17 protein-coding genes and 2 pseudogenes are annotated in these 21,060 nt (G+C 69.6%); 6 read left to right on the top strand and 13 right to left on the bottom strand.

Translation table 11 applies throughout. The features are described from left to right. Nucleotides 1-310: 310 nt before the first annotated feature. Both fxsT and OG861_RS31280 read right to left on the bottom strand, forming a co-directional pair. Entirely contained in the window at nucleotides 311-2,749 is a 2,439-nt protein-coding gene (fxsT, locus tag OG861_RS31285) for an FxSxx-COOH system tetratricopeptide repeat protein (RefSeq protein WP_329191749.1), read from the bottom strand. Between the two features lie 173 nt (nucleotides 2,750-2,922). Further along, nucleotides 2,923-3,159 carry a hypothetical protein gene (locus OG861_RS31280; protein WP_329191751.1) on the bottom strand — a complete coding sequence of 79 codons (237 nt, stop codon included), beginning with the start codon at nucleotides 3,157-3,159 and terminating at the stop codon, nucleotides 2,923-2,925. Between the two features lie 983 nt (nucleotides 3,160-4,142). Here OG861_RS31280 and OG861_RS31275 point away from each other — a divergent pair. Both OG861_RS31275 and OG861_RS31270 read left to right on the top strand, forming a co-directional pair. Next, on the top strand, nucleotides 4,143-4,607 hold the full coding sequence (locus OG861_RS31275) for a recombinase family protein (protein WP_329191753.1): 465 nt from the start codon (nucleotides 4,143-4,145) through the stop codon (nucleotides 4,605-4,607). Between the two features lie 64 nt (nucleotides 4,608-4,671). Continuing rightward, nucleotides 4,672-5,964, top strand: coding sequence for a penicillin-binding transpeptidase domain-containing protein (locus OG861_RS31270; protein WP_443056392.1), 1,293 nt, complete (start codon nucleotides 4,672-4,674; stop codon nucleotides 5,962-5,964). Nucleotides 5,965-6,212: 248 nt separating this feature from the next. Here OG861_RS31270 and OG861_RS31265 read toward each other — a convergent pair. The 3 genes and pseudogenes from OG861_RS31265 to OG861_RS31255 all read right to left on the bottom strand — a co-directional run. Beyond that, nucleotides 6,213-6,576, bottom strand: a pseudogene (locus tag OG861_RS31265) (transposase); the annotation flags it as partial. Nucleotides 6,577-6,700: 124 nt separating this feature from the next. Next, a complete protein-coding gene (locus OG861_RS31260) occupies nucleotides 6,701-6,958 on the bottom strand; it encodes a hypothetical protein (protein ID WP_329191756.1) in 258 nt (85 codons plus the stop codon). Beyond that, complete coding sequence (locus OG861_RS31255; protein WP_329191758.1) at nucleotides 6,949-7,407, bottom strand: ATP-dependent DNA ligase; 459 nt, start codon at nucleotides 7,405-7,407, stop codon at nucleotides 6,949-6,951. Before OG861_RS31255 ends, OG861_RS31260 begins: the two co-directional genes overlap by 10 nt. Before the next feature lie 398 nt (nucleotides 7,408-7,805). Between OG861_RS31255 and OG861_RS31250 the strand changes: the two genes are divergently transcribed. Continuing rightward, the gene (locus tag OG861_RS31250) at nucleotides 7,806-8,735 is read left to right on the top strand and encodes a serine hydrolase domain-containing protein (RefSeq protein WP_329375213.1); all 930 of its coding nucleotides are present in this window, start codon (nucleotides 7,806-7,808) and stop codon (nucleotides 8,733-8,735) included. A gap of 87 nt (nucleotides 8,736-8,822) precedes the next feature. Here the strand turns inward: OG861_RS31250 and OG861_RS31245 are convergent, their stop codons facing one another. The 6 genes from OG861_RS31245 to OG861_RS31220 all read right to left on the bottom strand — a co-directional run bounded on the left by OG861_RS31245 (nucleotide 8,823) and on the right by OG861_RS31220 (nucleotide 15,451). Next, nucleotides 8,823-9,278 (bottom strand): hypothetical protein, encoded by a 456-nt coding sequence (locus OG861_RS31245; protein WP_329191760.1) that lies wholly within the window; start codon nucleotides 9,276-9,278, stop codon nucleotides 8,823-8,825. Nucleotides 9,279-9,292: 14 nt separating this feature from the next. Further along, complete coding sequence (locus tag OG861_RS31240) at nucleotides 9,293-9,949, bottom strand: hypothetical protein (RefSeq protein WP_329201932.1); 657 nt, start codon at nucleotides 9,947-9,949, stop codon at nucleotides 9,293-9,295. A 647-nt stretch (nucleotides 9,950-10,596) separates the two neighbouring features. Beyond that, complete coding sequence (locus OG861_RS31235; RefSeq protein ID WP_168713964.1) at nucleotides 10,597-10,752, bottom strand: DUF6131 family protein; 156 nt, start codon at nucleotides 10,750-10,752, stop codon at nucleotides 10,597-10,599. Between the two features lie 889 nt (nucleotides 10,753-11,641). Then, nucleotides 11,642-12,247, bottom strand: coding sequence for a hypothetical protein (locus tag OG861_RS31230; protein ID WP_329191762.1), 606 nt, complete (start codon nucleotides 12,245-12,247; stop codon nucleotides 11,642-11,644). 715 nt (nucleotides 12,248-12,962) lie between these two features. Continuing rightward, nucleotides 12,963-13,607: a GAP family protein gene (locus tag OG861_RS31225; RefSeq protein WP_329201934.1), complete on the bottom strand. Its 645-nt coding sequence runs from the start codon at nucleotides 13,605-13,607 to the stop codon at nucleotides 12,963-12,965. 470 nt (nucleotides 13,608-14,077) lie between these two features. Continuing rightward, nucleotides 14,078-15,451, bottom strand: a complete 1,374-nt coding sequence (locus OG861_RS31220; RefSeq protein WP_329191764.1) for a chloride channel protein — start codon at nucleotides 15,449-15,451, stop codon at nucleotides 14,078-14,080. An 812-nt stretch (nucleotides 15,452-16,263) separates the two neighbouring features. Between OG861_RS31220 and OG861_RS31215 the strand changes: the two genes are divergently transcribed. After that, entirely contained in the window at nucleotides 16,264-17,499 is a 1,236-nt protein-coding gene (locus OG861_RS31215) for a PP2C family protein-serine/threonine phosphatase (RefSeq protein WP_329191766.1), read from the top strand. Nucleotides 17,500-17,670: 171 nt separating this feature from the next. Here the strand turns inward: OG861_RS31215 and OG861_RS31210 are convergent, their stop codons facing one another. Further along, complete coding sequence (locus tag OG861_RS31210; RefSeq protein WP_329191768.1) at nucleotides 17,671-17,928, bottom strand: hypothetical protein; 258 nt, start codon at nucleotides 17,926-17,928, stop codon at nucleotides 17,671-17,673. Nucleotides 17,929-18,129: 201 nt separating this feature from the next. On the opposite strand from OG861_RS31210, the gene OG861_RS31205 reads away from it, so the two are divergent. Next, nucleotides 18,130-19,542, top strand: coding sequence for an MFS transporter (locus OG861_RS31205; RefSeq protein ID WP_329191770.1), 1,413 nt, complete (start codon nucleotides 18,130-18,132; stop codon nucleotides 19,540-19,542). A 62-nt stretch (nucleotides 19,543-19,604) separates the two neighbouring features. Here OG861_RS31205 and OG861_RS31200 read toward each other — a convergent pair. Then, a pseudogene (locus tag OG861_RS31200) lies at nucleotides 19,605-20,038 on the bottom strand (glycoside hydrolase family 15 protein); the annotation flags it as partial. A 269-nt stretch (nucleotides 20,039-20,307) separates the two neighbouring features. On the opposite strand from OG861_RS31200, the gene OG861_RS31195 reads away from it, so the two are divergent. Further along, on the top strand, nucleotides 20,308-21,039 hold the full coding sequence (locus OG861_RS31195) for an SDR family oxidoreductase (protein WP_329191772.1): 732 nt from the start codon (nucleotides 20,308-20,310) through the stop codon (nucleotides 21,037-21,039). The last annotated feature ends 21 nt before the right edge of the window (nucleotides 21,040-21,060 follow it).

The following is a 21,060-nucleotide window of genomic DNA, read 5'->3' as shown; positions in this document are numbered from 1 at the left end:
GGGCGGCAGGAACCGTCGGTCCGGCTCGATGCGCCAGGTCAGGTCCGGGAACAGGCGGCGAACCTGCCGTTCGGCCCAGGGCCGGACGGTGTCCCATGCCTCCTGTGTCGGCTCGTTGGCCCAGGTGTGCCAGCCTTCCGCGCAGTTGGCGATCTGCCCGCCGAGCTCGGCCATGAGGATCTCGGCGGTGATCTCCTCGGGCAGTTCCATGTACGGGCTGCCGGTGGTGATCGGCGCAGGCCCGACGTGGACGGTGAACAACAAGAGTGCTACTTGTCGCTTGGCGGCGGCTCGGGGATGCAGGGCCTCCTCAACCGCCACCGGATGCGACGTTCCTGGGCCGCAGCCAGTGCCACCACCGGCTCTGTGGCCGTTGGGTGGACATGGCCAGCGCTGTCTCCAGCGCGTTGCGGGTGCTCAAGGTATGCGTGTGCTCGTCGCCCAGGATGCGAGCCCGGTCATCGAGGGTTCGGCGCAGCAGGTCTATCGCCTCGGCCTGCTCACCTGCACTGGTCAAAGCGAGGGCGAGGTTGTGGCGACTGGCAAGGGTATCCGGGTGCTCGGGGCTCAGGATTCGGGTGCGGTCCTCCAGGGTCTGCCGGAGCAGGCGTATTGCTTGTGCGTGCTCGCCCGTCGCGTGCAGCGCGAGACCGAGGCTGTCCCGGCCGGCCAGCGTGTGCGGATGCTCGTCGCCCAGAATGCGGGCGTGGTCGTTGAACGCCTGCCGCAGCAGCTGTATCGCTTCCGTCTGCTGACCCGCCCTGGTCAGGGCGCTGGCGAGGTTGTGGCCGCTGAGCAGGGTGAGGTGGTGCTCGGGGCCCAGGACACGGATGCGGTCGTCCAAGGTGCTGCGGTGCATGCGCACTGCTTGTGCGTGCTCGCCCATCCCGTCCAGCGCGAGACCGAGGCTGTCCCGGCTGGCCAGGGTATGCGGATGTTCGGGGCCCAGGACACGGGTACGGTCGTTGAGGGTCTGCCGCAGCAGACCTACCGCCTCGGCATGTTCACCCGTCCCGTCCAAAGCGCATGCGAGGTCATTGCGGCTGGTCAAGGTGTCGGGGTGCTCGGGGCCCAGGATTCGGGTGCGGTCCTCCAGGGTCTGCCGGAGCAGGCGTATTGCCTCGGCCGGCTCTCCCATTCCGAACAAGGCATTGCCCAGGTCGTTGCGGCTGGTCAAGGTATCGGGGTGCTCGGGGCCCAGCATGCGGGTCTCGACGTCGAGGACCCGTTCGTGCAGCAGGCGCGCCGCACCGAAAGCGCCGGCCTTCTGCAGCACCTGCGCCAGGTCGTTGAGAGTGGTGCGGTGGTGTGTGGCAGTGCGCGGGTCCGCATAGTCGAGCAGCAGCGGCAGGTGGGGGGCGAGGAGCACGGCTGCAGGCCAACCGGCGCGCCCGCGCTGGATGGTCTCGTGCACGGCCGTGGTCAGCCGCTCGGCAAGAGCCTGGTGCCACACGGCGAGATCGGAGGTCTCGGCCGCGAGGGCGACAGCGTTGATCTCTCGGATCAGGGGATGCAGCACCGCCTGTGCCCCCTCACCGCTGCCCGACGCCGGGCCGGTGCTGCCGGGAGAGTGGGGCAGGCCGAGGAGACCGTAGCGGTGCAGGCCGGCGAACGCGGCTTCCAGTGCCACCGGGGTGACGTCGTGTCCGGTGACGACGGACAGCAGCTCCGGGGTGATCAGGGACAGTGGGACGGGGGCCTGAGCCAGCAGGGCCAGCAGTCGCAACACGGGGCGGGCCAGAGCGTTGCCCTCCCCGGCGAGCTGATCCAAGGAAACCTCCCAGGTGTGCCGCACCACGGCGCGGGCGACCTGCGGACGGGAGGCATTCGGGTGCGCCGCTCCCAACAGGGACCGCAGTTCCTGTTCCAGGGCCTGGCGGTAGGCGGCGAAGGTGCGGTAGCGGCTGGTGGGTCCGGCCAGATAGGTGCCGGCCGCGTGCAACGCCAGTGGCAGCCCGCCCAGTCGCGCCGCCAGCTCCCGGGCCTGCTCGGCGGTGCCGGCTGCGGGAGCAGCGTCCAGCAGGGCCTGCCCCGCAGGCCGCACCGCCAGCGGCTCCAGTGGCAGCAGCTGTGCACACGGACCCCAGCTCTGCTCGCTGCCATCCCGGCTGGTCACCACCAGCAGGCCCCGGCCGTAAGGACGGATCCAGCCGCGATAGTCGGCCACCGGCTCCCCTGCCGGGCCGATCTCGTGCGGCTCGTCGGCGTTGTCCACGACCAGCAGCCACTTCCGCACCCGGCCCAACTGTCGCCAGACCACATCCGGATGGCTCGCCCGCCCCGCTCGCGCGGCCTCCAGCTCTGCCTCCGGAAGGCCGCAGGCCAGCGCCACCTGCACCATTTGCTGCGCCAGCTCGGCACCGTCACGCCAGCGCACCCAAAACACTCGCCAGCCCGCCGCCTCGGCCTGGGTGGCCAGTTGCGCGGCCACCGTTGTCTTGCCCATCCCGCCGACCGCGCACAGCACCGCGAACCGGCCTTGTGGCCGCCGAAGCATGCCTGTCAGCACGGCGAGTTCGCCCTCACGCCCCCGTACGCGCTGAACATGCGGGGGGCGTAACGAAGCCTGCTGGTCCCGGGCCAGTCGGCTCACCGGTGCCAGCCGCGCCGGGGGCCTTGCTGCGGTGTCCAGATGTCGGCCCCACAGCAACAGCCCGATACTGACCGCCACCAGCACGGCGAACACCGGCCAGATCACCCATGCCTGCGCCGCCCAGCCAGGCACCGCCGCGCTGGCGTAGTTGGTCACCGGCCCCAGCACAGCCGCCACCGCTGCGGCTGCTCCCGCTACCGCCGACCCGGCCCACGCACCCCGCCTACGCCCCATGGTCTGCCACCCCCGTCCACCGACATGCTCCCGCCTGGATCACGTCCATGGAAGGTGGCGGGTGGTCACGACGCGGGCGGTGGTGTTGCTCCGGTTCAGCGGCCGGATACCGAGCCTGCTGCTTGAACGCCGTCATCCGCCGCCCGGCGCGGCCCGGGCACCAGGGCAGGCAGCAGGTCGAGCCGCTTTGCCGTGTCGAGGCGGAAGGTGCCGTGTGGGTTGATGTTCGACCACAACAGCGCAGTCAGTCCTCGCCGGTCCTCGTCGGACAGCTTCTTCGCCCAGGCCGGTTCGGCGAGGGCCTGCTGCAACAGCAGGGTGTGGACGTGCACCAGGGCGGACTGGGCAGGTGCAGCGCGAGCATCGAGGTCTCGGCGTGTTCCTTGTCCGGGCCGCTCAGGGCGCGGTCCTTGCCGCAGTGCAGGCCAGTGTTCGCGCTGTTCCAGTTCTCCACGACCTCTTGACCATCTGATCGAACTGCTTCTCGATCGCATCCCACTTGATGGCCCGGGTCAGGGAGGCGCCGAGCGCCGACCACCCGAACGGGCCGCCCGCTCCGCTGCATCGGCGGGCGCCCTTGGAAGCTGCCCCACAGCTGGTCGATCTTGGAAGCATTCTCATTGCCGAGTGGCGAGCCGAACCGCACCTCGTAGTCACCCGGTACGGCGGCGCAGGAGACCGTCGCCACCGCCACGAGGAGGTCGTCGTCCATCCGCAACCTGCCGTCGGCAGCGAAGGCTGGAGAGCTCACCCGCACGCCGCTGAACGGTCTCCGGAAACCCGGGCCTCGGTCGTGACGCTGACCCGTTCGCCGGGCCGGACGGCCAACTCCGCACCGCTGGGCAGAGGCCGGGACGGATCCGTGTCAGAAGCCGCTAACGCGCTGCCCCTCCCTCCGGACAGGAGCAGCATCAGCGTCGCTGCGGCGGTACCTATCCTCATCGATTTTATAGCCATTTGAATCCATTTATTTTATGTGGACGATATACAGGTCGCTGCATCGCCCGCCTCCTCGCCGAATTGACGCGCCGTTACGACTCTTGTCGCTGCGTCATCATTCCGCTCAGGAAGCAGTCCCTTGACTGGATGGTTAACCCGCTCGCTCTTGCCGTCGGCGCTGTCTTACTCACCGGCCCCACCGCTACGGCCGTCGGCAGTCCGTCCCCGGCCGCCTCCGTCCCTCCCTCCTCCCCGTTTTCGCCCCCCCCTCTCCCGCATCCCGGTCCGCAACGACCCCGCCCGTGTCAGGGACCATGTCCGCGCCTCCGGCGCCCGCGCCGTCACCGCCGCGGCCCGCGCAGAGCAACACTCCACCATGGCGATTCCGAGAGATGTCGAAAAACGATCGTCTGCCGACACCGGCACCGTGATCACGAACCCGCAGGTGGGCATTGTCGGCAACTCGCGTCGACAATCAACGTGGGCCAACGGTCCGGCCGATGGATTCCGACACATATTGATCGGCTACGTACGGGTCTCGACCGCCGACCAGAACCCCGATCATCAGATCGACGCCCTGCTACGGGCCGGCGTGGACCGCAACAACACCCCCCTGGACACCGAGAGTGGCGCGAAGGCGCCCCACCCTGGGCTTGACCTCGTCATGCAGCTGCTGCGCGAACGCGGCACGCTGAAGGTCACCCGGCTCGACCGACTCTCCCGCGTTCGCCCGGGTCCCGTGAATCCGAACCCGAGGACGACGAGAAGGAGCAACCGCACGGCCCGTGCGCCCCTTACCGCCAACGCCGGGCCGACCGCCGGCGCCCCGAAGCGAGGGTGAGCGGGCCCCACCAAGGCAACGAACTGCGGTGCAGAGGACGCGATCTTGTTTCTAGGATGGCCTCATGCCCGTACCGTCACGCCCCCGCGTCGCTGTCCTTGTCACGCTGCTCACCCTGGCGTCGGCCGGTCTTTCGGGATGCTCCTCGGAGCAGCCCGACGCGCACAGGGTGAAGCCGTCCGGCGCGGCGGGGACGGCTGAGGCGAAACCGCCCGTGCCGAAGCCCGCGGGGGCGCCCGGTGACATCCTGGTGGGCGGCCGTCCTGTGACCGGTACGGTTCCCTCCGGGCACCCAAGGTTCCCGTTCCGGCGGACCTACACGGACGGGGAATTGTATGCGCCCGTCACCGGCTACCGCTCCCTGGCGTTCGGAAACACCCAGCTTGAGAGCATTCTGCGGGAGGACCTCGACGCGGGTAAGGACGTCGCGACCACCATCGATCCGGTGGTGCAGCGGACCGCCTTCGACGCGCTGCGCGGCCGTACCGGTGCGGCGGTCGCCCTCGACGCGCGGACGGGCGAAATCGTTGCGCTGGTCAGCACTCCCAGCTACGACCCCAACTCCTTCAGCGGATACGTCACCTCCGACGACAAGGCGTGGAAGCAGCTCAACGCGGACGCGGGCAAGCCCCTGGTCAACCGGGCTCTGCGCGACCTCCACAATCCAGGCTCCGCCGCCCACATCATCGTGGCGGCCGCGGCCCTGGAGAAAGGGCTGGTCGCGTCGGTGGACGCGCCCACGCGCAGCCCGGCCGTCCACACCGTCCCGGACAGCTCGGTGCAGTTCTCGGGGGACCCCGCACACTGCACCGACGCGAGTCTGCGCGCGGCCCTGCGGTATGCCTGCCAGAACGTCTTCGCCCGCCTGGCCACCGACCTGGGGGCGGAGACGCTGGCGGCCACGGCAGAGAGTTTCGGTTTCAACACGGAGCAGATGGACACGCCTGCGCGAGCTTTCGAAAGCAAGTGGCCCCGGAAACCGGGCAACGCCGCGCAGCTCGCGCTCACGGCGAACGGCCTCTTCGACACCACAGCCACCCCCCTGCAGATGGCGATCGTGATGGGCGCGATCGGCAACGACGGGAACTGGGCCTCTCCTCGCGTGGTGACCGATCCCAAAACTCCCACGCCCAGCCGACGTGCGGTCTCCCAGCACACCGCCGACCAGTTGCGGCAAGCGGTCGGCAGTTCGGTCAACGCGTGGGTGCCCTCAGCGTCGGTCACCTGGGCCATGGCACACACCCAGGCCCCCGGCGGCCGCCCCTTGGCCGTGGCCGTATCCGTCTTGAGCGGCGCCGACACTAGTCGGGAGGCCGCCCAGATCGCCGCGAGGGTCATCGAGGCCGCCAAGCAGTAGCCCGTTGAGGTCATCCAGCCGGATGCGCCATAAGGGGCGGTGGATGATCTTGGGCATGTGAGGCCGGTGCCGGACCTGTCGTCAGGGCCTGGGCCTGTCCCGGGTTCTGTTGAGATCCTCACCCGGCGCCGGCCCCGCGGCGATCCCGCACGGGCACGGGGTTGCGCGCCCATGAGGACTCGTCTGACACATGGCCGCTGAGCGGGGATGTGTGTGCTCTGTTCCGTTGGCTTGCTGTCCTGGCACCTGCCCAGTGAGCCCCCTTTTGCCGCCCGCAGGCTGACGGAGTCGATCGCACACCGCGACCAGTCCAGCGCACCCCGGGCACCGAGTTCGTCGAGGATCACACGGTAGAGCCGGGCCCAGACCCGGTCCCGGCTCCACTGGGCGAATCGTCGGTAGACCGCCTGCCAGGCCGGCCCAAACACCGGCGGCAACTGCCGCCAGGTGCAGCCCGACGTCGCCACGAAGATGATCGCGGCCAGGGCCTCACGGTCACCCCGCCCGGCTTCGGCCGCCGCCCTGCGGGCGTATCACCTCAGTGGGTGGCACCACCCGCCGGAACAGCACCCACAACTCCTCCGGCACCAACCGCTCAACCACATCCGTCATCCACGGCTCAACGAACGATCACGCCATAAGAAGCGACCTCTAAGGACGGTGATCAACTGCCTGACGTCATCGATGCGCCGTCGAAGCACGGGGTCGCTGTCGTCAGGCTGACGTTGGGCGAGAATCACTTCCAGCCGGGGCAACATGGCCGCACATTGAGCGGCGCGAGGTCGGGGCCATCGTCGTCTGGATGGTTGAGCAGCGGCGCCAACGTGGTGAACACGCTGCACCACGGGCGCTCTCCGCCAAAGCCCTCCATCTCGGCGAAGGTGATCCCTTCGGCCTGGGCCAACCACTTCCTGAACAGGCTGAAGCCGGTGTAGGACCAGGAGACGTCCGGGCTCGCCACGTCGTCGTCGCCTGGGAAAAGCATCAGTCCCACGATGTCCCCCTTGATTGCTCGTAGCCCAAGATCGTCGTGGGGAACGGTGTCGGCAACTGAAATGACCTCCCGACGGCTGGCATGATCACGGCGGCGGAGCCTCCTGGATAGAGGCCACCCCCTCGCGCTTGCCCCCGGACGGGCAGTGACGCGGCCAGCGCGGAGGCGCCGCCAGCGCGGACGGCAGCCCGGCGCTGCAACCCCCCGAACGACAGGGCGTCGGCCCCCACGTCCCAGGCGATCACCTCGCCGTCCAGGACCAAGCCGACGGACAGCTGCTCGGCGGCCGCGACGAGGTCCGGGAACACTCTCTGGACCAGGGAGCCGCGGCGGGTCTGGAGCAGCACCCGCCCACTTGGGGCCAACGGAGTGGACACCAACGCCCGGTACCCGTCGAACTTCTGCTCAAATGTGAGACCCGAACTGTTACGGGGCGAGGCGGGGATCACCTCGGCGGCCCGCTTTCAGCAGTTGGAGAAGCGGCTGCCGCGGGCGTTGGGTGCTCAGGCATGGCAGGAGTCGGGGCTGGGAGCCCGGCGGACATCGACGAGCTCCAGCGGAAGATCACGAGGCTGGAGCAGCACAACGTCGAACTGACTTGCGCCTTGGAGGAGGCCCGATCCGATCTCGATGCCGCGAGGGAGGCCAACCCGGATCTGACCAGAGCGCTGAACCAACGCGGCTGAGTCAGGTCCAGCGGTCTTTCCGCTGTTCAGAGGGCTTGATCAGATGTGGAAGCTCGGTGGTGATGCCGGATGCCTGGTGCGCTTGTCCATCCGGCTGCCCCCCGTTCACAAGGGGCGAATCCCGGATGGCTGGTGGCCCCTCCTGTTCCTAGCCTCAGGTCGTGATCTTTCGTAGTGTGTGGTTATCAGCTGCGGTGCTTGCGCTGGCCGTGCCGTCTCTGTCCTCGGTTGCGGCTTCGGCCGCGTCACGCCCCGTGGAGCAACTGTTGCCCGGGGTCGTGTCCGGAACCGGAAACGACGGCCGGACGATCACCGTCCGCGACCTGCTGCAGCACACCAGCGGCCTGTCCGACTACATCTACGACGTCTTCCCCGGCCCCAGTGCCCAGACGTACTTCGCCAATCGGTGGCGTGCCTACCAGCCCGAAGAGCTGGTAGCCCTGGCCCTGCGCCATGGGCCTGACTTCCCAGCCGGCACTCGCTGGGCGTACTCCAACACGAACTACGTACTTGCCGGAATGATCATCGAGAAGATCACCGGCCGCACGTGGGAACAGCAGGTCCACGACCGCATCCTGCGCCCCCTGCGCCTGCAGCACACCGACACCCCGGGCACAAAGCCCTTCCTCCCGCATCCGCACGCGGCCAATTACCAGCAGTTCGCCCTGGACGGCCCGATGGTCGACACCACGATCCCCTACCGTCCCTTCGACAGTGGGGCCGACGGCTCGATGACCGGCACGGCCCGCGACCTCAACCGCTTCTTCACCGCCCTGGCCAACGGACGGCTGCTGAGGCCCGCCGAGTTCGCTGCCATGCGGCCCACAGTCGCGGTGCCGCAGGACAGCGGCCACCCGGCAGGCACCCGGGACGGCCTGGGACTGTTCTTCACCCCCCTGTCCTGCGGCGACGGTTACCTCGGGCATGGAGGAAGCGGCTTCGGATATGTCATCCGGACCGCGACAACCACAGACGGCCGACGTACTGTCACCGTCTCCGCGCACAGCCGCTCCGCGGACCCGCAGACCGCTGCCCGTCAGGAAGACGCACTGCGCAACCTCATCGACCACGCTCTGTGCCGCACCACATGACCACCATGCACTCGACACCGCGGTCAGGCCGTTCGTGCCCCACGCGTGGCTGCGCCGCACTCTTCATGAGCAGCGGGCGACCGTGGGCTATGTGTCGTCTTCGTGTCGATGTGCGTTCCAGAGACGTCTGAGGGCTTCGAGTTCGCTTCGAGGGAAATGCTCACCCCATTTGCCCCTGTAGCCGCTTTCGTCGTAGGTCTCAGCCACCTCGTCGAAGCAGCGGATTACGGCTCGGGCTAATGCCTCGACGTGAAACTGGCTCGACCAGATCTCGGCGCCCTTGCTGTCGTGGTCGCTGCCGCGGCCCAATTCCAGGAGGCGGATCCAGACGTCGTTGCCTTGACGGTGGAAGATCCACCGAAAGGCGGTGGGCTCAGCTTCGAACTGCGCCCGGGTGCCCGTCCCGCCTGAGACGAGCCGGGCCACGGCAGTCAGGAACTCCTCCGGGGCGTTGGTGATAGGGGACGCGGTGAGCTCAACCTTGGCCTGTTGATCTGCAACTATGCAGGTGGCCCAGCCATGTCCGTCGAGAGTCCAGGACATACGCATGCCGGTAGTCACGTCCGTTCCGCACCAAGCGGGGCTGGCGCTATGCCCGGCGCGGGAAGAGCGAGAACGCGGGCAAGGGCAGCGGTCAGAGGAACGGAGTGGTCAGGTAGGTGCTCGGTAACCCAGTCCGTTGCCGCCGCGAGAAACTCGGTCAGGTCGCGCTCGGCGCCGGCGAGCAGACGGCGGAGCTCGGTGACCGACAGCTCGATCGCTGGGCTGTCGTCCCGGGCAGTGTCGACGGTGAGGCGGATCGTATCCCCGATACGCTCGGCCAGCGACGGCAGCGGATCGTGGCCGTACCCGATGATGCCGCTGCCGTCGAGGACCTGGTACCAGTCGCGCCAGTCCTCCAGTCCGTCACAGCAGCCCGGCGAGAAGGTAATGCTCGTGGAGATGTCCGTGATGCGCAGGCCGCCCGCCGCGTAGAGGTTGTCGAGGTTCAGCAGCCCGTGGAGGAAGCCGCTGAGAGGCTCGGCCGGCCGAGGTGGAAGGTCGCCATCGTCTGCGGGGTCCACGTCATTGCAGGCGGCGATGCGCATGAGCGCCGTCCCGATCTCGGCGGGTGAAAGCCCACCGCTGAGCGACAGGAAGCCGAACCGTTCGGTCTCGGCCACAGGCCAGAGGGCGAAGCCATCGGGGGTGTTCATCTCCAGGACGGGCTGCATCACGATCACCTGGCGAAGTGTCCCCCATCCGTCGCCGATACCGCCTCCCGATTAGGCCGAGCATCCCCGTCTTCGCCGATCTCTGATCCGAGGCCGGCCCACCATCACGGAGACGGAGCAGTTCGGCCCCTCTTCGATGAGACGGATAGGGCGGTGGCCCATCTTCACTGAGACGAACCTTCGGAGACCCACCTTTGCTCAGACGCGCCCCAGATTCGCTGAGACAAGTCAATGGCTGACTCCCGGGGCTTCGTGCCGCCGGGCCGCACGCCTTACGGGACGTCGCCGCGCCACACCGGCCGACACCGCCCGCGCCGGGGTCCGCTACGGCCGGCTCGTACTCGGACCGGCCTGACATGGATGCGCGGCCGCCAGTGCCGTCTGGACCGGCGGACGCAACGGGATCGAGTCGGTGAGCGTAGCCGCGTACGCGACGGCTGCGCTCACCGACGGGAGCGCCCTGGGGGCGGGCAGCGTCGTCACCCCATACGTCTTTCACCTGTGGCGGCGCCGGTGCCGTGGCCGCTATGCGCGGGGGCGCTGCCGCTGCTCTTGCGAGCCGCCCTGCTCACCGCCCTCGTCGCCCAGGACCCTCCCCCGTGGGCGGCGGTGGCACTGATGGCGGCGGGTTCGCGTTCGCGCGGACATCAGTAGTAGTGCTTACGGCCGCCGACGGCGTGCCCGACGGCGCCCAGGATCCAGAGCACGAGTCCGATGACGACGAGGACGATGCCGATCGTCCACAGAATGCTGATACTCGTCAGGAAGCCGACGATGAGAAGAATGACACCGAGGACGATCATGGTGTCCTCCCGTTTCGCGGGGGTCAGGTTCCAGTTCAGGAGTGCTCCCCCAGCCCGGCACTCCTCTTCCGCACTGCGCATACCCGGAGCCGGCATGATCACCCCCCTGTGGTGCATCCAGTCTCGAACCGGGGACCAGGGGACCAGGGGCGGAGTGGAAGGGCGTCGGGCACACCCGGGCTGACATCTCGGGCGTCGCTTCGGCTGCGGGCGACCCAGCGGTCCAGGCCGCCTGCTTCAACACCCTCCACCGCGCCCTGCGTGCGGGGACACTGCCCTCACCTGGCTCGGGCGGTGCGCGCGAACGCGTCGCGCCACATGGACACCGAAGAATCACTCGTGAGGAAGAAGGGGAGACATGGCGGGTCCGCCCCGCCCGTCTGCGTATTCGCGGAGCCCGTTTCCTGCCTCATCGCCGCCGAGCGGCTCGACATCGTGCAGGGAACGGTCCTGCGGTACTGGCGGGAGGAGGCAGACCAGATCAGCGCTTCGCCCCCTGGGTGCGGGTGCTACCGACAGCCGCGCAGACCCCAGAGAGGCAGCGCAGGGGCGGAGGGGGGTCAGCGTTCGACGGGCTTGTCGAGGTCGCGGTGGACGAGGCTGACGTCCAGGCGCCGGTGGGCGTACGGCTGGGCAAGGCGCCCTCGCGCTCCAAGCCGCCCCCACCGGCGACACGGACAACGCCGCCGAGCTCGGCATCGCGGGGGTAGGTGCCGGACATCATGGTTCCCCCGGTCTGTGAACCCACGCAGGTACCGGGCGCTCACCTCAGAGAATGGCCAGGCGTACTGGTACGTGCCCGAGCCACCGTGGCCCGCTCCGCCGCCGTCGACCGCGGCCCGAACTGGGCGGGCGGGTGACGGAGGGGTACTGGCCACTGTTGCGCTTGTCAGGGCCGTAAGCCCGCCCGCCTGAGTGCGATCTCGGACAAAGCGGCGACGACCTGCTGGTCACCGCGGCGCCAGGCGTCCGCGAGGCCGCCCGGCGGGGCGGGGATCGTACGGAGGTCACCGGGCGGTCCGGTGAGAGCGCGCAGTGCAAGGAGGTCGGCGCCGTGGGGTCCGCTGTAAAGGCTTCGGAAGGTGGCGCAGCGACGGATCCAGCGCACGCGTAGGGGAACCCACACCAGGAGTACGAAGGCCACGGGGACGACGATCAGAACCACCGCGACCAGGAAAGCCAACTGGCTGACGGCGTCTTGCAGGGACTGCCCGGCGTCGGCAAGCCCGGTGCCGGCATCGGCCGCGGACTGGAAAGGCTTCCTCAGGAGGCCGCCGACCAGCGGCACGTCCGAGGCACTTTGGCCCGCGTCGTGGAGAGCGCCGGCGAAGCCCTCGCCGGCGCTTTCCACCTTTCGTCCCGGCTCGGCCAGAAGCATGATCGCGTCCTGGACTGCCAACGCGAACCACACCGCGCAGGCGATGACGACCACGGCCAGCAGGTCCGCGAGGATCTGGCGGTTCCGCCGTGCTGGGATTTGGGCGTAGAGAAGCATGGGCTGCTCCGGTCATAACGTCGAGGCGCCGGCCGAGGCTCGCGCCAGGGTGTACGGGGCCGGCCACACGGCTCGGTCCGTTACTCGACCGTACGTCGGCCCCGGCCGTTCGACCGCTGTTCACGAATACACGTCCGCACGCACGTTGCCAGGTTGGCGCAGCAGTGGCGCCCGCGGGCGCGGAAAGGGCGGGTGTGGCACTCAGACCGGTTCCATGTCCGGCAGGTACAGCCCGGCCGTTCCCTTACGGTGCACGAGGCCCTCAAGGCTCCAGTCGGGGTGCTGCACATCCAGCGGGCCACGAGAGCCTGCCCTTCGTCACGGTCGTAGTCGTCCGGGACCACGACCCGAGCCCGGGATAAGAGCGCCGGCAAGCAGCGGCACCGCCGGGTACCGGGCGAGAGGGGCCGTTACCCCGGGAGGGCCGTCCAGGAACAACAGGCCGCAGCCGTCCAGATCCTGCCGCAGCCCGCGCATGGACCCCTGGCAGACGGCAGCGCCGGACTCACCGCCGGACAGGCCGGTGACGCACCCGCACGGAGGCGGTGGACAACGCCCTTCAGTTCTTCGAACCGACAGCAGCGCGTCCGGTGCCTGCAGCCACACGGTGGGGCCCTGGTCCGCCCGGCCCCCGGTTCGAGCGTTTCCGGACTGCGCCCGGAAAGGCGAGCTGGCCCTGGCCGCACGCGGAGGCTTCGCGCAGCCGGGGCGGGCCTCAGGCAACGAGTGCGTAGATGCTGCTGCCCATCAGCCACAGTCCGGCCAGCAGCGAGAGGGTGACGATCAGCTGGTCCTGGTGGTGCTCGAGCCAAGTCCGCAGAGCGTTCAGCCGGGCCTGGGCGGCACCCGGCGCCCACACGGTGTACAGCTCCATGACAAGAAGGCTGAGGGTGGCCAGCAGGCAGTAGCCGCTCAGGGCAAGCCAGTCGGAGAGGGAGGAGAGGTCGGCGTCGACGACCGTGGCGGCACCAACTCCCACCAGCGCCCAGGGCTGGAGCAGCCAGGCGAGTGCGGCGGCGGTACCGAGTGAGGCGTTGTCGACGCGGGCCGTCCAGCTCGGCGGCCGGTACGGGCGGGGAGGCTGCCGGAACCGGTAGCCACCGAACAGCACGAGACCGGCGCCGATCGCCAGTTTGGCGGCGACGGCGGCAGTGGACGAGCCACTGTGATGCTCGGGCGGCGTCCCGCCCGTCAGCAGCACGACGCAGGCCACCACCACGACCAGATTGGCCAGCCAGGACAGCAGGAAGACCAGGCCCTTGCGGACACCGCGGCGTGAGGCGAGCAGCAGGATGAAGGCACTGTTGTGAAGCGGTCCGAGGTTGATGGCCGTGCCGATCACCAGCAGGTCGACGACCATCGACACGACCACTCCCGGAGGTCGGACCCGCCCGGGATTCCCGGCGGGTATTGTGCACGGGTATGTCTGAGGACGGGGGTATTGGTACCGGCATGGCGCCGTGTCCCGACTCTGCGGCTCCCGGCCCGAAGGGTCAAGCCAGCCACGCGGTGCCCCCGAATGCTCTGCCCGCGTGCGCACCGATCTGCACCACGAGGTGGTCGCCGGACACGGATCCACGGCCTGCGGGGAACTGCCGAAACCGGGAGTCGTGCGTGCTGCACGTGTGACCGTACTCGGGGGCAGCCACCTCAGCGTCCTGGGTTTCGCCCGCACCGCCCTTGGGGAGGCGGCTCGCGCTTTCCGTCCGGGGGGAGGGCGCATCCGACACGGGACCACCGCCTGCTGCCGTCCGTGGGCTGCGGCAGGCCTCGCCATAGGATCCGGCCTGCGTTGCCGGCTGGGCAGGCCGCCGTCGAGCTTGCGGTTGATCACGGGGCCGGCGTTGCCGGCTGCAGCCCTGCGCCGTGCGGTGCGGCAGGACGCCGGGCGAGCCGGAGCGTGCCCACGTAGGAGACCACCACGGCGACGATCACGAGCGGCATCACGTCCAGTCCCTCCGTGCCGAGGAGCAGGCTGGCAAGCAGTACGGAGGTCATCGGCAGCTTCAACATGGCCACCGCCATGGCACCGACGCCGATGGCGAATCCCGCGGTGGTTCCCAGGCCGGGCAGATGGGAGAGGGCGAGGCCGCCGGCGGCGCCCACGAACAGGGCGGGGAAGACGGGACCGCCGCGGAAAGCACTCATCGAGGCGCAGTAGGCCAGAGCCTTGCACACCAGCAGGGCCACCAGGGTGGCCGCGGTGTAGGTCGCGCTGTCGGCGAGGAGCGGGCCGAGTGCGTCCTCGCCGGAGAACAGCACGCCGGTGGCGGGCCGGTCGGTGATCACTGCGTAGAGCAGAGCGATGACCCCGACGGCGGCGCCCATCAGGACGGAGAGCGCCAGCCGGTGGCGTTCGACCAGGTCTTGCAGGGAGAGCGAGGCACGGCGGATCGCCTCCCCGAGGAGGGCTGCGAGGGCGCCCGCCAGGATCGCCCAGGCGAACTCGCCGAGGGTGGGCCGGCCGGCCGGCGGTACGTGGGTCAGCGCCAGCGAGTAGGTGCCCAGGCCGGTCCAGGTGCCCAGACCGGTGAGGGTCAGCGATCCGACGCCGGCGGAGAGCAGGCCGGGTACCAGCACCACACCCATCATCGGGCCGCCCAGTCCCGTGGCCTCCATCAGCAGGAAGGCGCCGACCAGCGGGGATCCGAGCAGTTCGCTGATGGCTGCGAAGCTGCCGGCCGCCCCGATCACGGCGACGGCGCTGGGCGGGGCATCGCGTTTGAGGAGCCTGACGGCGCCGACGGCGAGGCCGCCGCCGAACGCGATCAGCGGGGCTTCCGGGCCGAGGACGACACCAAGGCTGAGCGATGCGAGCGCGGCGAGCACCACACCCGGCAGCGCGGCGGCCGAGGGCGTGCCGCCGGTCTTGAGCCCTTCGGCCGGCTTGTGGCCGCCGCCCCCGGGCAGGTGTCGGATCGTCAGGGCGACCAGGACTCCCGCGACGGCGAGCAGCGGAATCGCCCACCAGTCGGGAGTGCCGTGGAAGCCGAGGGTTTTGGGCAGGTCGTCGTAGACCAGTTTCTTGAGCTCGGAGACGAGAGCCAGGAAGCCGAAGGCGGCGGCGGCGATCGGGACACCGAGCAGGGCGGAGATCAGCAACACCGCCACGTATCCGCGGGTCCGGACGATGGCCAGCGGGTCCGGGGGCGCGGCAGCGGGGCCGGCCGAATCGGAGGACTCGGCGGGCGGTCCGGCAGGCATGTGCATCGTCTCCTCGAAGATCCGACCCGACCGCACCGGGCCTGAGTCTGCTGCTGGGGCACCGCCAGGATCAGCCGTCCGGCGGTAACCCGGGCCGACGTTGCGGAGACCTGGCGCTTCCAGGTGTCGGACGGGCTCGCGGATGTGCAGTCATCTCCCCCTCTGGATGCCGGCGCAATCGGCGCCCTGCCGCGCCGGACTTCCCGCGCACCCTGGCGCATGGGCCGTGGGGCGGCGCCACGCGCTGGAGCAAAGGAGCACGGCGCTGGACATCCGCACCCCAGGAGAGGGTGCGGTGGCGCGAGGGCCCAGGCAGAGGCCGCTGCGCCCCTGCGACCCCGGTGCGAAGCGGCCGTCTCCCATCCATGGGCGACGGACGGCTTCACGAGCGAGGAGGCGGCTTGCCGTACCCGCCGTCCGGAGCGGGCAGCATCCTGGGCACCCACATTCACACATCCCGGCTGCCGGCCAGTCCCCCTGCCACGCCGGCCCGAGTGGAGGAATCCACCCGTTGGAACCATTTCAGGTCTCGCCCACGGGCAACATTGCCCAGATCGCGCATGCGAGCGGGGCCTGGAAGCGGTCGGTGATGCGCAGGCTTCCCCGCATCGGCTCCCGTCGTTCAACAAGGACACCGTGCGCACGCCACCGTGCCACTGGCTGCGTGCCCATGGTGTCGTCCCCGGCCCGGGGGCGTGCGCCACTGATCGCGGCCTTCGCGGCGCCGCACAGGATGGATGCCCGGCGCGCGGATGGCGCAGTGGCTGGGTACGTTGGCCGCAGGGGCATGCCTGGATGAGGAGCCGCTGGTCGTGAGGCCGGAGATCGACTACAGGGCGTTGTTCACCGCAACGCCGAGCCCGTATTTGGTGCTGGGGCCGGACCTGGTGATCGTCGCTGTCAACGAGGCCTATCTGCGGGCGACGGACCGCAGCCGTCAGGACCTGGTGGGCCAGCATGTGTTCGAGGCGTTTCCCGACAATCCGGGTGATCCGAGCGCGGATGGGGTGAGCAACCTCGGGGCGTCGTTGGGCCGGGTGTTGGCCACGGGTCAGGCGGACACCATGCCGGTGCAGAAGTACGACATCCCCGTGGTCTCGCAACCGGGGGTGTTCGAGGAGCGCTGGTGGTCGCCGGTGAACACGCCCGTCAAGGGCTCGGACGGCCGGGTGGCGTGGATCATCCACCGGGTGGAGGACGTGACCGCGTTGATGCGGTCCCGCCGGTTCCGCCACTACTACGAGGGCCAGCCGCGCAAGGAAGGGATGGAGGCCGAGCTGTACGCGCGGGCGCGGGAACTGCAGCGGCTGAACGAGGAGCTGCGGGAGGCGCACGCCCGGGAGCGGGAGGTTGCCCTCACCCTGCAGGAGGCGATGCTGCGCTCCCCGGACCTTGCCCGCCACACCGATGTCGCGGTGCGCTACCTGCCCGCGATCGGTTCGCTGAACGTGTGCGGCGACTGGTACGACGCCGTCGACCTGCCCCAGGACCGGTTTACCGTCGCTGTCGGCGACGTCGTCGGCCACGGCCTGGAAGCCGCCACCGTCATGGGCATGCTCCGCAGTGCCCTGTCCGCTGCCAGCCGGGCGGTCGTCGGACCGGCCCAGGCCCTGGAGGTGCTGGGCATGTACGCCCGCTCCGTCGACGGGGCACTCGCGGCGACCGCGGTCACCGTTCTCGTGGACACCCGCTCCCAGTTGCTCGTCTACTCCAGTGCCGGGCATCCGCCGCCGGTGCTGCTACATACGGACGGCACCTGCGAGCTGCTGGACCAGGCCACCGACCCGCCGCTGGGGGCCCGGCCCGAACACGTTCCCCGGCCCCAATCGGGCACCGCCTTCCACCGGGGTGACACGCTCGTCCTCTATACGGACGGGTTGATCGAACGCCGTAATGAGGACATCGACTCCGGCCTGAGCCGCCTCACCACGGCCCTCGGCGGCCTGGTCGACCTCGGCCCGGAGCAGCTCGCCGATACGCTGCTTGCGCAACTCGGTGTCGTCGGCGGCGCCCGTGACGACATCGCCCTCGTCGTCGTACGCCTCTGACGTACGACCTGGGTAGAGCTCGAGGTCATTCTGTTCATTGCCGTCCCGGTCCGCTGGAGGCTGGGGCCCGTCGTTTGGATCACCTGGTAGTCGGCCAAGGCTGCTGACCGGAGAGTCGATCGCGGTGCCGATTGTGGCTTGGGCGTCGGCGCGGAGGACTTCCGCACGAACTCACTGGAGCAGCTCGAAGTGGGGGTGGTACGGAGAAGACGGGCAGACGTGGAGCTGCAGGCTGTTGCCGCCGGTGATGTCGATCAAGGTGAAGTTGCCGTCCCGGGCGCCCAGGGGCGGCGGGCCCGGTGGGGCTCCAGCGGGTCCAGCCGCCGGTCTTCCAGCCGGGGCGGTGCAGAGGTTGTTCAGGTGGAGCTCGCCCGGATCGTCCGCGTACGCCTTGTACTGCGCGGGGTCGATCGCCTCCCGGCGGCTCATGTCGTCCAGTTGGTCGCAGTTCCAGCGCCAGCCTCCTCGGCCACGGTGTCCCCGTGAGATAGCTCCTGCGCGCCTTCGGCCCAGCGGCGTTTGGCCGTGCGACGGTCGGGATGGCGGTTGCGTGATGTCAGCGGCAGCCTGCTTGCGTAGAAAGTCGCAGTTCCTCAGAGCATCGGACTTGGCGGATGGGCAGGTGGCGCAATGGCGGGGACGGCGGCGGGGGCTCGACGGGTGCTTGCCCCGCTGGCGTTGGCACAGTTCATCTGCAGCTTCGCCGGCTCCAACATGAACGTGATGATCAACGACATCAGCGAGGACCTGGACACCACCGTGCAGGGTGTCCAGGTCGCGATCACGATCTTCCTGCTGGTGATGGCTGCGCTGATGATCCCGGGCGGGAAACTGACCGACAAGTGGGGGCGCAAGCGCTGTCTGCTGGCAGGACTGGTGATCTACGGGGTCGGGGCGGTGCTCAGCGCGGCAGCGCCGGGGCTGGGTGTGCTGATCCTCGGGAACTCGATTCTGGAGGGCGTGGGCACGGCGCTGCTGATCCCGCCGGTCTACATCCTGACCACGCTGTTGTTCACGGACACGGCGTCGAGGGCGCGTGCGTTCGGCGCGATCATGGCGATGGGCGGGATCGGGGCGGCCGCCGGTCCGCTGATCGGTGGGCTGATCACGAGCGCGATCAGCTGGCGGGCCGCGTTCGTGTTCCAGGCGCTGGTGATCGTGGTGATCGTGGTGCTCAGCCGCCGGCTCGTCGACCCGCTGCCGCCCGACCCGGCCCGGCCCTTCGACACGGTGGGGGCCGTTCTGTCGGCGGCCGGCCTGGTGCTGCTGGTGACCGGCATCCTGGCCGTCGACAACAACGGCTGGCTGGCGCTGGGCCTGCTGCTGGGTGGCGCGCTGGGGCTGGTCGGTTTCTTCGCCTGGGTGCGCGGCCGTGAGCGCGCCGGCCGGGAGGCACTGCTGTCGACCGCGCTGTTCCGCAACCGCACCTCCAACCTCGGCCTGGTTACCCAGAACACACAGTGGCTGATGCTGATGGGCGTCTCGTTCACCGTCGCCGCCTACCTGCAAGTCGTGCGCGGCTACGACGCGATCGAGACCGGCATCATCTTCACCGCCGCCACCCTCGGCATCCTCGCCTCCTCGCTGGCGGCCGAGAAGCTGGCCCGGCGCCATGCGCAACGGACCCTCATCATGGTGGGCTTCATCGTGACGATCGCGGGCATCGCCTTACTCCTCGCCCTGGTCGCCTGGAAGCCCGGTGCCTGGGCGTTCGCTCCCGGCCTGCTGCTGATCGGTTTGGGCCTGGGAGTGATGCTCACCCCCTCGGTGAACATGGTCCAGTCGTGCTTCCCCGAGACGCAGCAGGGCGAGATCTCCGGGCTGTCGCGCAGCATCTCCAACCTCGGCTCCTCACTCGGCACGGCCGTGGCGGGCACGATCTTGGTGTCGGGGCTCAGCAAGGGCGCGTATGCGGCGGCGATGGCGGCGCTCGCGGTCGTCGGCCTGGGCGGACTGACCGCCGCGGGCCTGCTGCCCCGCGGCGCCCGGCCCTCGGCCATCGGAGCCGGGACGACGACGCCGCCAGACGCGTCACAGCAGTGACTCCGCCTGGACGACACGGTTGGCCGCCCATGGAGAGCGCAGGGTGGCCGGGGTAGGTGCGGTCAGCCGGTGCGGCCCTCAGCACGGTCGAGTTCCTCGTCCAGGGCGAGGGCGGCGTCGATCAGGGCCAGGTGGGTGAAGGCTTGCGGGAAGTTGCCGAGCTGTTCGCCAGCGGGGCCGATCTCTTCGGCGAACAGGCCGAGGTGGTTCTCCCAGATGCCCTCGTCGGGGCGGTCCCAGTGGTGGGTGAGCCAGTCGATGACGCGTGCGAAGGCGTGCCAGCCGCGGATGCCGCCGATGTCCTCCGCCTGGGCGAGGGCGCAGGCGGCCTTGCCGTAGAGGTCGAGCTGGATCTGGTCCACGGCGGCGTTTCGGCCCGTACCGGGGCCGAGCGGCGGTGGCCTTCCAAGTGGTCGAGCACCTCCTCGGTCAGGTGCGGTTCGCCGTCGATGCGATACACGATTTGCAGCGGTTCTCCGGAGGCGGTGCCCCCGGCGTCCTGTTTCCAGGGCGTTGTTGCTGCGGGGGCGGGTGCCGGCCCGCCGGGCAATCGGACCGTTTCTCCGGGTTGGGGGTGGCTGGTGGGCCGTTCCAAATACATCACCCCAGCCACATCCGGGTGGCCCTGCGCCCCGTACGCCGACGGTGGCTGCGGCGCACGGGGGTGGGCGCGGCAGGTGCGAATGCCAGGTCGGATTCCCGCCAGCGCGCAGGGCCGCTTTCTCGTTTCCTTGAATCATCAACCAACGATGATGAGGAGGACACATGAACGGCAAGGCGGTACTGGTGACGGGTGGCAGTCGGGGGATCGGTGCGGCGATCGCGCTGGCGATGGCCGAGGCGGGAGCCGATGTGGCCATCACCTACGCGGCCAACGAGGTGGCGGCGGAGGAAGTGATCGGCAAGGTGAAGGCGTTCGGCCGTCGGGGCGTCGCGGTCAGAGCGGACGCGGGCGACGTCGCCGACGCAGCGGCCGCTGTGGACTGGGCGGCGCAGTCACTGGGCCGGCTCGATGTACTGGTCAACAATGCGGGCGTGGGGGTTGTCGGTCCGCTGGAGGAGCTCACCTTGGCCGATGTCGATCGCGTGCTCGCGGTCAACGTGCGGGGGGCCTTCCTCGCTTCTCAGGCGGCAGCGGGCCATATGAGTCAGGGAGGCCGGATCATCACCATCGGCACTTGTATGGCCCAGCGGGTGCCGGGCCCCGGGGGAACCCTCTACACGATGAGCAAGTCCGCGCTCACCGGACTCAGCAAAGCCCTCGCCCGCGAACTCGGAGGAAGGGGGATCACCTCCAACATCGTCCACCCCGGACCGGTGGACACCGATATGAACCCCGGCGACGGGCCCTACGCGGGCCCCCAGGCCGCGATGACGGCCTTGGGCCGGTTCGGCCGTCCGCAGGAGATCGCCGCCATGGTCACCTTCCTCGCCGGCGACGGAGCCACCTACATCACCGGCGCCGAATTCTCCGTCGACGGCGGCCACGCCGCCTGAGGCGGGTCCGGCCGCCCCTGC

It is taken from the genome of Streptomyces sp. NBC_00539, assembly GCF_036346105.1.
Lineage (GTDB): Bacteria > Actinomycetota > Actinomycetes > Streptomycetales > Streptomycetaceae > Streptomyces.
Note: the sequence above shows the minus strand (reverse complement) of the source record. Positions and strands in the feature narration are given on the sequence as shown.